At 64.8% G+C, this 13,492-nt stretch carries 10 protein-coding genes; 3 read left to right on the top strand and 7 right to left on the bottom strand.

The window, feature by feature from the left end:
- Positions 1 to 583: 583 nt before the first annotated feature.
- The 3 genes from WBB14_RS10190 to WBB14_RS10180 are packed head-to-tail and all read right to left on the bottom strand — an operon-like array spanning position 584 to position 3,832.
- Complete coding sequence (locus WBB14_RS10190; RefSeq protein ID WP_042796637.1) at positions 584 to 1,201, bottom strand: flavin reductase family protein; 618 nt, start codon at positions 1,199 to 1,201, stop codon at positions 584 to 586.
- 3 nt (positions 1,202 to 1,204) lie between these two features.
- Entirely contained in the window at positions 1,205 to 2,164 is a 960-nt protein-coding gene (locus WBB14_RS10185; protein WP_424239717.1) for a carbon-nitrogen hydrolase family protein, read from the bottom strand.
- A gap of 15 nt (positions 2,165 to 2,179) precedes the next feature.
- A complete protein-coding gene (locus WBB14_RS10180) occupies positions 2,180 to 3,832 on the bottom strand; it encodes an MFS transporter (protein WP_424239716.1) in 1,653 nt (550 codons plus the stop codon).
- Positions 3,833 to 4,003: 171 nt separating this feature from the next.
- Between WBB14_RS10180 and WBB14_RS10175 the strand changes: the two genes are divergently transcribed.
- The gene (locus tag WBB14_RS10175; RefSeq protein ID WP_424239715.1) at positions 4,004 to 4,849 is read left to right on the top strand and encodes an IclR family transcriptional regulator; all 846 of its coding nucleotides are present in this window, start codon (positions 4,004 to 4,006) and stop codon (positions 4,847 to 4,849) included.
- Positions 4,850 to 4,891: 42 nt separating this feature from the next.
- Here the strand turns inward: WBB14_RS10175 and WBB14_RS10170 are convergent, their stop codons facing one another.
- The gene (locus WBB14_RS10170) at positions 4,892 to 6,226 is read right to left on the bottom strand and encodes a porin (protein ID WP_424239714.1); all 1,335 of its coding nucleotides are present in this window, start codon (positions 6,224 to 6,226) and stop codon (positions 4,892 to 4,894) included.
- Positions 6,227 to 7,058: 832 nt separating this feature from the next.
- Between WBB14_RS10170 and WBB14_RS10165 the strand changes: the two genes are divergently transcribed.
- Positions 7,059 to 8,348 (top strand): porin, encoded by a 1,290-nt coding sequence (locus tag WBB14_RS10165; protein ID WP_424239718.1) that lies wholly within the window; start codon positions 7,059 to 7,061, stop codon positions 8,346 to 8,348.
- A gap of 41 nt (positions 8,349 to 8,389) precedes the next feature.
- Here the strand turns inward: WBB14_RS10165 and WBB14_RS10160 are convergent, their stop codons facing one another.
- From WBB14_RS10160 to WBB14_RS10150, 3 genes are all read right to left on the bottom strand, one after another.
- Entirely contained in the window at positions 8,390 to 9,976 is a 1,587-nt protein-coding gene (locus WBB14_RS10160) for an EAL domain-containing protein (RefSeq protein ID WP_424239713.1), read from the bottom strand.
- Positions 9,977 to 10,074: 98 nt separating this feature from the next.
- The gene (locus WBB14_RS10155; protein WP_013391917.1) at positions 10,075 to 11,055 is read right to left on the bottom strand and encodes a Bug family tripartite tricarboxylate transporter substrate binding protein; all 981 of its coding nucleotides are present in this window, start codon (positions 11,053 to 11,055) and stop codon (positions 10,075 to 10,077) included.
- A 159-nt stretch (positions 11,056 to 11,214) separates the two neighbouring features.
- Complete coding sequence (locus WBB14_RS10150) at positions 11,215 to 12,342, bottom strand: mandelate racemase/muconate lactonizing enzyme family protein (protein ID WP_424239712.1); 1,128 nt, start codon at positions 12,340 to 12,342, stop codon at positions 11,215 to 11,217.
- 158 nt (positions 12,343 to 12,500) lie between these two features.
- Between WBB14_RS10150 and WBB14_RS10145 the strand changes: the two genes are divergently transcribed.
- Entirely contained in the window at positions 12,501 to 13,379 is an 879-nt protein-coding gene (locus WBB14_RS10145; protein ID WP_424239711.1) for a LysR family transcriptional regulator, read from the top strand.
- Positions 13,380 to 13,492: the final 113 nt, after the last annotated feature.

Raw genomic sequence — 13,492 nt, 5'->3', positions numbered from 1 at the left:
GCCCCACCGGGGCGAGCATCGGAATCCCGCAGTCCGGACGCCGGCGACTCAAGAACCCTGCCTCACAAAACCGAAGTGCGGGGCGGCAGGGCTTCGAGCTTGCGGATGCCAGAGTTCTTAAGCCGCCGAGGCTGCCCTGCGCCATTCCGATGCTCGCCCCGGTGGGGCTGCGCTTCGGATGGCTCCGGGGTCCTCGGCTGGCAGTCGCCTAATGCGTTGGTTTCGGCCCCCGTTCATGAGCAGTGCCGTGAGCCGGGGGCCGGGCAGAGGGATCCGAAGCGCAGCCCCACCGGGCGAGCATCGGAATGGGCCGACAGCGCCCCATCGCCAGATATGGACCCATGTCACTTTGGCACCATATGGCAAGCCGCAGGCTAGAGACCTTCCTAGAATCCAACAGCAGAAGGCACGGCCAGCACGTGCCGCAATCCGCAACCGCGCACTAGACAAATGCGAGGCCGGCGAATGCTGGTTTTCATCGGATCTAGAGAGTCAAATGTCTTATTCATACGCGCTGCGCACGGCCGCCCTAGCTTTGGCAATCTTGGGGATGGCAAGTGCGCAGACCGCCCCCGCCTGACTATCACAACGGCGCCGTCGGCCGCGCCAGCTGGAATAGGTCCGTGCTGCGCGCGTACCAGCCGCCGCCGTGCATGCGCGCGATCAGTCCCATGGCCGGCGTATCCATGTAGCCGCGCTCGGCGTCCTGCACGTAGGCATCATCGACATGCGCTCCCAGCACCCGGCCGATGACCACGAGCTGCCGCGGGCCGGTCACGATGGTCGCTTGGCTGACGCATTCCAGCGACACCGGGGAGCCTTTGATCAGCGGGGGACGCACATGGGTTGCCGGCAGCGCGGTCAGGCCAGCCGCTGCCAGTTCGTCCACGTCCGCCGGGTAATCTGCGCAGGTCTGATTCATCTGCGCGACCAGCGACTCTGGCACCAGGTTCACCACAAACTCGCCGTTCTCGATGATGTTGGCGCCGGAATCCTTCAGTTCGCCGCTGGCATGGCGCATCAGGCCAATGGCGACCGTCGGCGGCTGAGGCCCCATGACATTGAAGAAGCTGAAAGGAGCTGCGTTGACTACGCCTTTGCCGGAAATCGTGGTGAGCCACGCGATCGGGCGCGGCGTGACGGTCGAGGTCAGCACGTTGTAGACCGTCTGCGTCGGCAAGGCGCTGAAATCAAAATGCATGACTCAAGCCTCCTGCTGCTGGCCGCCGTTCAGCGCCGAGACGGCGCGCTTTTCGCGCGTGTCGACCTGTAGCTGGAACACGTCCGGACGGGCGTAGTGGCCGGAGACGTCGAAGTCGTACTTGCCGCGCAGGATCTGATTCGGATTGATGTCCGCGTACAGAATGGTCTCGGCGGAGAAATCCGGACCGGCCAGCACTTCGCCCAGCGGGTCGATGATGGCGCTGCCGCCGCGCATCAGCACGGTGTCGGGCGCGTCGCCCAGCGCACATTCGAAGTCGTCGGGATAGGCGTCGCGGCGCAGGTGCTGGCAAGCCGTTAGCACATAGCAGCGGCCTTCCAGCGCGATGTGGCGCATGCTGGGAATCCAGGAATCGCGGTCGTCGGCGGTCGGCGCGCAATACAGCGCCACGCCCTGGCTGTACATGTACATGCGCAGCATGGGCATGTAGTTTTCCCAGCAGATGACGGCGCCGATCTTGCCGTAGGGGGTGTCGAAGACGGGCATGGTGGAGCCGTCGCCGAAGCCCCAGATCAGGCGTTCGCCGGCGGTGGGCATGAGCTTGCGGTGCTTGCCCGCCAGCCCTTCGCGGCCGTTGAAGTACAGCACGGTGCAATACAGCGTGCCGCCGTCGGCCTCGATGCAGCCCATGACCACGAAGCTGTCGGTATCGGCCGCGGCCTGGGCCACCAGCGCGACTTCCTCGCCGTCCAGCCGGATGGCCTGGCGGTGATAGCTGGCGAAGGCGTCACGGCCTTCGGGCTTGCGCATGCCGATGGGCGCGCCGAAGGAGTTGCCCTTGGGATAGCCGCCCAGGAAGGCCTCGGGGAACACCAGCACCCGTGCGCCCTGCTCCGCCGCCTGGCGGATCAGGGATGCCGCCTTTTGGGCGCAGGCGACGCTGTCGGTCGGGATGGACGCCGCCTGGATGACGGCAGCCTTGAAGCTCTGTTGCATGGACATGTCTCTCCTTTTTTCTTAGTGCGCGGGGTCTTCGTCGATGGCGCGGGCACGGGTGTTCGGCAGGAACAGGCTGCCGATGACGCCGACCACCGCGGTCACGACGACCGGATACATCAAACCGCCGAATATATTGCCGCTGGCCTGGGCCAGGTAGGTGGCGGTAAAGGGCACGATGCCGCCGAAGATGCCGGCGCCGATGTGGTACGGGAAGGATAGCGCCGTATAGCGGATGCGGGCCGGGAACAGTTCGACCAGATAGGACGCCACCGGGCCATAGACCATGGCGACGACAGCGGTCATCAGCACCAGGATCAGGATGATGGTCGTGCGGTCGACGCGCGCGGGATCGGCCCGTTCCGGATAGCCCGCGGCAGTCAGCGCGCTGGTGTAGGCGACGCGATCAAAGCCGTTGATGGTCGTGCCGCCCACGCTCATGGCGATGCTCTGGCCAGGCAGCGGCGCGGCGTACTCGAAGTTGATGCCCTTGCCCACCAGGAATTTCTTGGCCTGCACGCAGACCTTCTTGTGGTCGGCATGGCTGCCTATCATGGCCGCCTGCAATCCGAAGTCGCAAGCGCCGCCGCTGGTGTCGGCATGCACGCGCACCGGGGTGGTCTGCATGGCTTGCGCCAGGACCGGGTTGCCAGCCTTGAGCAACACCTCGAACATGGAGTGATAGCCAAGGGCGGCGACGAACAGGCCGACCATCATGATCCACTTGCGGCCGATGCGGTCCGACAGCCAGCCGAACAGCACGAAGGTCGGCGCGCCGATGATGAAGCCGATCAGGATCAGCGTGTAGACGCTGGTCTGGTCCAACTGCACCGCCTGCTGCAGGAAGATCATGACGTAGAACTGGCCGGTGAAATAGGTCGCGCCCTGGCCGGCGGTAACGCCGATCAGCGCCAGCAGCACCAGCCTCAGGCTGGACCATTGACCGAAGGTTTCCTTGACCGGGTTCTTGGACAGGCGGTTCTGCTGCTTCATGCGCGTGAACACGGGCGATTCGTGCAGCTTGGCGCGCACGTAGATCGAAATCGCCAGCATCACGATCGACAGGATGAACGGCAGGCGCCAGCCCCATTGCCGGAAATCCTCGGCGCTCATCGCGGCTTGCGTGCACAGGATCACGATCAGGGACAGGATCAGGCCGGCCGACGAGGTGATCTGGATCCAGCCCGTCAACAGCCCGCGGCGCTTGGGTTCGCAGTGCTCAGCCACATAGATGACCGCGCCGCCGTATTCGCCGCCCACTGCCAGCCCCTGCACCACGCGCAAGGTCAGCAGCAGGATCCAGGACAGGTGGCCCGCCGATTCATAGGTGGGCAGGCAGCCGATCAGCACGGTCGCGCCACCCATCATCACCACCGTGATCAGGAAGGTGTACTTGCGGCCCAGCTTGTCGCCCAGGTAGCCGAACATCACCGCGCCCAGCGGCCGGATGATGAAGCCCACCGCCAGCGCGCCCAGCGCGGCCAGCAGCGCCACGGTGGGGTTGTCCTGCGGGAACAGCACCTGGCTCATGAAGACAGCCAGGGTCCCGTAGATGAAAAAGTCGTACCACTCGAACAAGGTGCCCAGGGTAGAGGCCACCACCACCTGGCGTTCCTCTTTCCTGCTGAGCGTCGGCCCCGCGTCGATCCGCTGCATTGCCACATTCGCTTCCATGCCTGCTTTCCCCAATCGCTTTAGATTGATAATGCTGTATTCATTAACTATTATCAAACTTAAACCAGGGCGTGAAAAACTAGGGAAAACCCGGCGCGATGGCCGCTTCCCCTAGGCGGAAACGGCGCGCCCCACTGCTACACTCCCGCCAGAAAATCAGTGGAGGCAGCAATGGCAAGGCCCGCCGGCAAGGTAGAGAAAAACGCGGAACAGGCGCCAGCCGCTGCGCGCAGGGGCATCCAGTCGATCGAAGTTGGGTTCAGGATCCTGGACGTCATCCGCAAGGCCGGCCGCCCCCTGCCCCTGAAGGAAATCGCCGACGCCTGTGAATTGACCGTGCCCAACGTCCACTACTACCTGGTCAGTTTCCAGAAGGTGGGCGTGGTGCAGCAGCATGCGGATACCGGCCACTACGGCCTTGGGCCCTATGCCTTGCGGCTGGGCCTGGCGGCCCTGGAACAGTTCGACGTGTTCACCACCGCCCGGCCCATCATGGCCGAAGTGGCCGCGATCACCGGCCACACCGTGTTCCTGGGCGTGTGGGGCAACAAGGGCCCGACCATCGTCTACCGCGTCGAAGGCGCCCGCAGCCGCCCTCTGCTGGAACTGCGCGTGGGCAGCGTCCTGCCGCTGCTGTCGTCCGCGCTAGGCCGCAACTTCCTGGCCCACTTGCCGGAAGCCAGCACACGCGAACTGCTGGAACAGGAACTGGCCGCGGCCGGCGCAGACGGATATGGCGCGGCCGGCAGGTCCTACACCCAGAAGGACGTGCAGGCCATCCGCGAGGAAGTGCTCAAGCACCACCTCAGCCGCTGCCGCGACGCGCTGCTGCCGCACTTCACGTCGCTGTCGGCGCCCATCTTCGACATGCTGGGCGAGATGAAGGCGGCCATCACGCTGATGGGGCCGGTGGGCGCCATCGACGACAATCTGCAATCCGATACCGCGCGGCTGCTCAGCGAAAAAGCCCGCTCCATCTCGGCCACGGCGGGCTGGGTGGAGCCGCAGGCGCGCTAGGCGCTGCCGCGCAAAAGGTCCGGCAAGTCCTGCCGGCCGGTGTCAGAACCGGTGCATGATGCCGAGCGCGAGAACAGTGGAGCTGACGCCCATTCCCGTTGGCAAGCTGGCGCCGAGTCCATAGAAGGCCCTGGAAGTGTTCTTGAACCCCCCTGCGCGCGTGTAGACGCTGGACCGCTTCGACAGTTCGTAGTCATAGCCGAGCAAGCCGCCTATCGTGTGGTCCGATCGGCCATTGAGCGCCCGGTAGAGCAGCGAGCCGCGTAACACGTGCGCGCCCTGCTGCCATAAGGAGTTCAAGGCCACAATCTGCGCGGAAATAGTACCCGGCGCCTTGGGCCGCATCAGGGTGTACACGATGGAGGATTGCAGCGCGCCCGTCGTATAGGTCGTGCTGGCGACGAACAGATCGGTACGGAATGATCCGTGCAACGACTCCGACCGCAACGCATTGTAGGAACCGCCCAGCACCCACTGGCCGCTGGTGTAGGTCGCCAGGACGCCGGTATCGCCCTCGGTAGGCTGGTTGGCGCTATCTCCATTCATCGCGAACAGCTTCCTGCGCTGCTGCGGGGCATATAGCGCGTGGATGACCAACCCGTTCATCGACGGCGTCTGATATGAAATGGCGTCGTCGACCCGCACCTGTATCCTTGCGGCGCCCGGCCCGAGATCCATCACCATTTGAGAAGCCGAGGCCGCCGGTGAGAACGCTTCAGAAAAGAAGAACGGATCGGCGGTATGGGACACCACCGCCGGAAACTGCTTGCCCACCTTGAGCGTGCCCCAGGATGCCGAACTGACGGCGATGTTTGCCTCGCGATTAAAGAGCGTGCCGGCGCTCCGCGAACCGTCGGGCCGGAGAGCGCCTGTATAACGCTGCGTGCCGTTATTCATGCGCATGCCGCCTTCCAGACGGAATTGGACGCGCACCCCACCTCCCAAGTCTTCAACCCCCAGAAGGCCCCAGAATGAATCGCTGGCGGACAAATTGGCGGGGAGCCTGCCGCTGTCGCTACCCATCCTGAGGTTAGAGTCGCCATCGTTGCGGGCGTACATCACGAAGGTATCGATAAGACCATAGAGCTGCACCGTCGCCGCCATGGAGTCGCCCCAGGGTGCGGACGACAGCACGGCTATGGCGCCCGCGCCCAATCGAAAGAGCCGGCGCGGAGTCCGAGCGGAACGCGGCTGGGCGCGGCGGCCGATGGCGGCAACGCATGTCATTGCCCATGCCGCAAGAGAAGCTGTCGCGGTAAAGAACAGAGATCCAGATGCAGCGCGCGCCGGCGGAGCGATACAGCCCGAATCCAGCGGCGTTGACGAACCTGGCCGGCCCGGCGGCTTGCCCTGATGAATAGCGACTTCTTGGCCCACTAATGTCTCCTGAGGTTTGTTGTGGCCAACTAAATCGACAACGCCTGGAACGGCCCTCCTCCACCTTTCGCCGCCCATCAAGCTACTGTGGCTCACTATTTAGAATATGAATTCTGATTCTATTATTCAAAAACAAACGGCCCTCGAACAATGCGAGGTTTCCCGTATTCAGGGGCAGCGCGACATGAGAAGAGGTCCGCATTGTGATCCGGGACATGGAGAACGTGCCCGGCGAGGAGCACGGGCAAGTTCTCCCTCAACCTGAGCGCCAGCGACCTCAAGGATGGCGGGCGCTGCGGGTGCTGCGGCGCATGCTAGAAAGCCCCCCCATCGATCTCCGGCAGATCTGGCTGGAAGCACCGAACGCGGCTTCATGGACGTGGACGAGCGCGCGAGGTGGATGTCGGCCAGGGCTGACTGTATGGCAAGCCCATACCGCACCTGAATTCATTGCCTATTACAAGAAAACGTGACCACCACGTCGCCGCCCAGCCGGCTGCCTGACGCGAGCGCGAAGCGGGGGGCGACGATTTTCCTCTGACTTGCAACGCGGATCCGCATTGCGCCCCCCTCCCGACTACGGGAAACCTCGCATTGTTCCTGGGCCGTCCATTTTTTAATAATAGAATCAGAATTCATATTCTTAAACAGCAGGGCCACGGCAGCTTGATGGGCGGCAGAAGGTGGAGGAGGGCCGTTGCAGGCGTTGTCGATATGGCTGACCACAACAAACCTCGGGGAGACACTCGTGCGCCAGGATGTAGCGATTCAACAGGGGGGCAAGTTGCCTCGACAAGATTCAGCAACACATCGGGCTCCCGCCTGTGAAGACATGTCGGCGCCAGGTGCGCCCGGACCTCTGCTTGTCGCCGTAGCCGGCGTCATCTTCTCTCCGATAGCCTCTCTTGCCTCGCTGGCGAGGGTGTTTGCCGGCGCGATGGCCCGCTGCGCCATCAGCGCTCGAGCAGGCGCCGTCAAACCCCGGCGTTTGTTCTGCCAATTGCGCCTGTGCGGAATCGTGGCCCTGTCGTGTTCGCCTTGGGCGGATTCTATGGCGACTACGGTGCAGTTGTATGGCGGACTCGATACATACATGATGTACGGGCGCAATGGGGGAAGGTCGTCCGTCCGGATGGGCAGCGGGGGCGCCTCCGATTCGTCCTGGGGTATCAGGGCCGTCGAAGACCTGGGCAATGGGGTGCGGGTCGATTTTCGTCTGGAAGGCGACATAATGACGACGAACGGCAGGCATCTGCATCCTACGACCATATACAACCGGGAGGCAAACATTGCTGTCAGTTCAGATTCCTGGGGGACGCTCAAGCTGGGCAGGCAAGTTCCTCTGGCGTTATCGATTACGGCAGACCCGTTCTTCTTTGTTCAACAGTTTTCGCCAATAGCGACGGGCCCCAAGCTTGTGGGCGAACTCGGGTTCGGAGTGGCACCATTGCCGTCGCGGGTGAACGATGCGATTTCCTACCAGACGCCCTCAATGAACGGGCTGGTCCTCAGTGTGCTGTACGCCCCGCGGTATCGCGGGGGGCTGAGCGTGGCGAATAGCGATAGCGATAGAAAGAGCAGCAGCCCGTTCGTCGATGGCTATGCGGGCGCCCAGGCGATCTACCAGCGCGGTCCGTGGACGTTGAGCGGATCCTACAGTGCGCTGCGGCCGGCGTGGCCGACGTGGCCGGTGGGGCCTGCAGGCCCGCTGGAATTCCTCCCCCGTACCGACGTGATGGCCGTCAGTGCGGCCTACACGATGGGCGCGCTGCAAACCTCCATTGGGTACGGTCAGATCCGCTCCAATGCGCCTGGCACATTTCCCGCTCAGATGATGTCACTCGGCGCATTGATACGTCAGGGTTCGCATATGTTTCGTGCCGTGCTGTTCTATCGACTCATCAACGGCAAATCGGAGAGTGCGCTTGGCGGCATGCTCGGTTACGACTACCAGTTGTCCAAGCGGGTCAGTGTCTACACGCGAGCGGGAGGGTTCCGGAACAGTCCCGGGTCCGCCTTTGGCATCGCCGCCAACTTTGACACGGAAAAGGGCTCCAGCTATCCGCTGGAGAAGGGCGCCAGTAACAGGATCATCGCCTTCGGCATCTCGCAACGATTCTGAACCTGTCTTTTCGGGAGCCGCGGCGGCATCTAGCCCCAGCCTCACGCCCGCGCGTCGGGCAGCCGGCTGGGCGGTGGCGTGCTGGCCACGTTTTTCTTGTAGTAGGCGACGAACTCCGGCGCCGGCATGGGCCTGCCGTACAGCCAGCCCTGGCCGAAGTCCACCTCGCGCGCTTTCAAGTGATCTTCCTGCTCCTGGCGCTCGATGCCTTCGGCCACGGTCAGCAGGTTCAGCGACTTTGCCATGTCGATGATGTGGTCGGTCACCTTGTGGGTGGCGGAATCGGTGCCGATGGTGTCGACGAAGGACTTGTCGATCTTCAGGGAGTCCAGCGGCAACCGTTGGAGATAGGACAGGCTGGAGTAGCCCGTGCCGAAGTCGTCGATGGCCACGGCGTGGCCTTGCGCCCGCGCCTGCTCGATGACGCTGCAGGCCTTGTCCACGTCCATGAAGCCGCGTTCGGTGGCTTCCAGCCAGATCTGCCGGGGATCGATGGCCGTGCCTTCGAGCATGCGCTGCAGCACCCGCAGCGCCCGCCCGTCCTTCAGGTCGCTGGCGCTCAGGTTGACGGAGATGTGCGCCCCGCGGTCTTCGCCGAGCAGATCCTCCATGTCCCGGATCACCAGACGGAACACCTCTTCGGTAATGCGCGTCATCAAGCCGTTGTCCTCGGCGATGGAGATGAACAGGTCGGGCCTCAGCGTCTTGCCGCTGCGCCTTATCCATCGGACCAGCGCCTCCGCGCCGATGCAGCGGCCGGTGCGCAGATCGATGATGGGCTGGTAGTGCACGACGAACTCCCTGCGCCTGATGCCGGCGGCCAGTTCGCCCGCGATCGACAGGCGCCGGCGCGACAGCCACACCACAAGCGCGATCATGACGGCCGCGACCAGCGCTCCAATGGGCAGCCAGAACAGGCGCTCGCGCGGCAGCATGTCCAGCGCTTCGGTTTGCGGTTCAAGCAGGACGACGGCCAGGTCCGCATTGCGGGCGACGGCGCTCAAATAGGCTTCGTTGATGTCCAGCTTGCCGCCGTTGAGCGCCTGCGACACCAGCACGAGATCGGGATCATTGCGGGTTCCGAGCATGCCCACGCCAGGCAGCACCACGGCGAGCTGGGCGCCGTCCGTAGCCGCTTTTTCGGTAAACCGTCCCGGTTCGAACAAAGCGCTGTAATCGCCGTGGCGCACGGCCACCATCCGGATGCCGGGACTCAGGACGGGCACCGCGTCCAGCAGCAAGCGCGCGCCGTTGGCCAGTTCGACCTGTGCCGGAACCAGCGGCTCTTCGTAGCTGGGCACGCCCCAAGTGGTGCACTGGACAATTCCGCCCGCCACATAGGCCAGGTCGTCAACCGCCCGGTCCCGCAGGGCCAGGGCCCGCATGTGGCGAATGTGCTGCGGTGAACAGGGATCGAATGCCAGTTCGTCCAAGTCGCGCAGCGTGGCCACGGTCTGGTCCAGCAGGTCCTGGGTTTCCGTCAGGATGCGCTGGGCCTGGTCGTCCAGGTAGCGCTGCTCGCCCGCGACGGCGCGGGACCAGGACATGTGCAGCGCGAAGCCGATGGGCAGCAGCGCAGCGGCGGCGGCGAGAGCGATGGCGATGCCGATTACTAACTTGCGCGGCATCGAGGCCGTCCCCAGGGATCGCCGGCTGGCGAGGTTATATCTTTTTACACTTTTTGGGGGGCTAGTGTCTCCATCAATTTCCGCCCGCCGGCGGCGCCTCAGCCTTCAGCCACGATCTTCGCGTCGCGGATGGTCTGGGCGTACTTCTGCTGCTCCTGCTTCATGAAATCGGCAAAGCGCTGGACGCTGCCGCCGCCGTCCTCCGCACCCACCTGCGCCAGCTTTTCTTGCACGTCGGCCATCGCCAGGACGCGGTCGATGTCCTGGTTCATGCGCTGGACCATGGCGGCGGGCATCTTGCCCGGACCGACCATGCCGAACCAGATGCTGGCCTCGAAACCGGGATAGCCCTGCTCGGCCACGGTCGGCACATTGGGGTGGCTCTTGGAGCGCTGCAGCAGGGTCTGCGCCAGAGCGATCACCTTGCCGGACTGCACCAGCGGCGTGGCCGTGGTCATGCCTTCGAAGCAGTACTGCACGTGGCCACCCAGCAGGTCGTTCATCAAGGGCGCCGAGCCCTTGTAAGGCACGTGCAGCACGTCGATGCCGGCACGGGCCTTGAAGATTTCCAGCGCCAGGTGTTGCGCCGAGCCGCTGCCGGCCGAACCGAACACGATCTTGCCCGGCTGCGCCTTGCACAGCGCGACCAGCTCGGGCAGCGTCTTGGCGGGCTGCGCAGCGCCGCCCATCAGGATGGTGGGCGTCTTGCCGACCAGCGCGATGGGCGTGAAGTCGCGCTCCACGGAGTAGGCCAGCTTGGGCTGCAGGCCGGGCGCGATGCCATGGCTGTTGACATGCGCCATCAACAGCGTGTTGCCGTCGTTGGGCTGACGCGCCACCTGCTCGGCGGCGATGATGCCAGCCGCGCCCGCGCGGTTCTCGACGATGACGGGAATATTCCACATCACGCCCAGCTTCTGCCCCAAAAGTCGCGCCAGCACATCGGTGCCGCCGCCCGCGGGAAATCCCACCACGATCTTGACCGGCCCCTGCGGCAGGTCTTGCGCTCGCGCCGCCGCCGGCAGGACCAGCGCGGCCCCCAGCGCCGCGGCGCCGGTCATGAATTGCCTACGTTGCATTGCTGTCTCCTCGCGCGCCGGTCCGATGGCCGGCGACTGGTTATCGAAACACTGCCAGCGTTCACCGCTTCCGACATTCTGGCGCGGTCTGGCTGCGGCGCTCCTGCGCAACTCGCCGCGTCCAGCCGGCATCGATACCGGCCGGACGAGGTCCCGCCATTATTTGCCGACGCGGCTCCACTTGCCGTAGCGTTCGACCATGCGCTCGTCGAAGCCAAAGCCCAGGCCCGGTTCCTGGTGCAGCACCACGCGCCCCTGCTTATGCGTCAGTTGGCGATCCACCAGCCTGCGGAAATTCAGCACCTGGTCGTCCCAGAAGAATTCGACATAGCGCGCATTCGGCGTCGCGGCGACCAGCGGCGCGTGCACGTCATGGAACCAGTGCGGGCAGACCACGACGCCGTAGCTGGCGGCGGTGGCGGCGATGCGCTTCCATTCGGTGATGCCGCCGCAGACGGCGGCGTCGGTCTGCAGGATGCCGGCCGCGCCCTTGTCCAGCAGTTCCTTGTGATACCAACGGCCATAGCCGATCTCGGCGGTGGCGATGGGCAGGCGCGTCAGGCGCGCCAGCTTGGCATGGCTGTCGATGTCGTCGGGGCCGAAGGGTTCTTCGATGAAGTACGGATCGTACTGTTCGAAGCGGCGAATGTACTGCATGGCCTGGGTCACGTCCTGCCAGGCGTTGTTGCAGTCCATCATCAGTTCGACGTCGGGTCCGATGGCCTCGCGCGCCGCCTTCAGGCGCGCCTCTTCCTCGGCCGGGGACAGGCGGCCGGTCTTCATCTTCACGGCGCGGAAGCCCTTGTCCACATAGCTCGCCATTTCCTCGCCCAGGTGCTGGGGCGTCTTGCCGTCCAGGTAATAGCCGCCGCTGGCGTAGGCCGGCACGGTTTCCAGTTCGACCGCGCCCAGGAACTTGTGCAACGGCAGGCCGACGGTCTTGGCATTCAGGTCCCACAACGCGATGTCCAGGGCGCTCAGCGCCCGCATCACGGTGCCTTGCCGGCCCTGCAGCAGGGCTTCCTGGTACATCGTCTGCCACAGGCCTTCGATGGCATGGGAGTCCTTGCCCAGCAGCACCGGTCCCAACAGGTTCTGTACCGCGGCCTCGAAGATGGCGCCGCCGGCGCTGCCCACGTAGCAGAAGCCGATGCCTTCCACGCCATCGGTGGAACGGACTTTGACCAGGCCGTAGTGGCGCGTCGACACGCTGCGGTTCGAAAACGAGGTGACCTTGTCCAGCGGCACCGCGGCGGCGCACACGTCTATGGATTCAATGATGGGCACAACTGGCTCCTTGGTAATCGGGATGGTCGGGCGGGGCCGCCGCAGCGTGCGTGGCCTCAACGCTCTGACCGTATTCTTGCCGCGGTCAAAGAAAACAACAATTATCTTCATCCATCTTTAGAATATGGAAAAAACATCTTTTAGGGAGGCCAAGGCCCGTGGATTCGCGCTTTCTGCAAACCTATGTGCACGTGGTGGAGTTGGGCTCCATCGCCCAGGCCGCGCGCCACCAGGGGCTGACGCCCGCCACGGTGCAGCAGCGCCTACGCGCGCTGGAAGCGGACATGGGCAGCGCCTTGATCGCGCGCTCCGGCCGCACCGTGAAACCCACGCAGGCGGGCATGCGGATTCTCGAGCGCGCCCGCGCCATCCTGCGCGACGTGCGCGACCTGCGTTCCGCCGCGTCCGACACTGAGCTGCCCGCCGGGCCGCTGCGCCTGGGCGCCACCCCTACCGCGCTGACCGGCATCATGCCTCCGGTGCTGCGCACCTGGACCGCACGCCACCCCCACATCGAAATCTATATAGAACCCGCGCCCACCACCCTGCTCTACGGCAAGGTGCTGTCGGGTGAACTGGACGGGGCGCTGCTGGTGCATCCGCTGTTCACCATCCCCAAGACCTGCGCGTGGCGTGACCTGCGGCAAGAGCCCCTGGTGCTGGTCACGCCGGCCGGCATGAAGGTGCGCGATCCGCTGGCGGTCCTCGCCCGCGAACCCTACATCTGCTATGACCGCAGCGTGGTGGGCGGCAAGATGGCCGATGACTATCTGCGTGCGCGCAGCCTGCGGCCGCAGGTGCGCTTCGAGCTCGATGGCATCGACTCCATCGCCAAGCTGGTATCGGAAGGATTGGGCGTAGCGCTGCTGCCCGATTGGGCGACCACGGGGGAGCCGTCCGCCCCCGTCAGGCGCTGGCCGCTGCCGCCGCCCTGCCCGGTGCGCACCGTGGGCGCGATCTGGCTGCGCTCCGGCGTGCGCTCGGCGCTGATGCAGGCGTTCGTGGAAATGGCCGAGACCCAGCTCGGCCTGGGCTGAGCGCGGAAGATCAGCCCTGCGGGCCTGCGTCGCGGCCATCGCGGGCCACGACCACGCCGCCGGACACCACCAGCCGCCGCGGCGCCCGCGTCGCCACGGCCTGCGCGATGCAG

This window comes from Achromobacter sp. (assembly GCF_049647645.1).
Lineage (GTDB): Bacteria > Pseudomonadota > Gammaproteobacteria > Burkholderiales > Burkholderiaceae_B > Achromobacter.
This window is presented reverse-complemented; position numbering and strand designations above follow the sequence as displayed.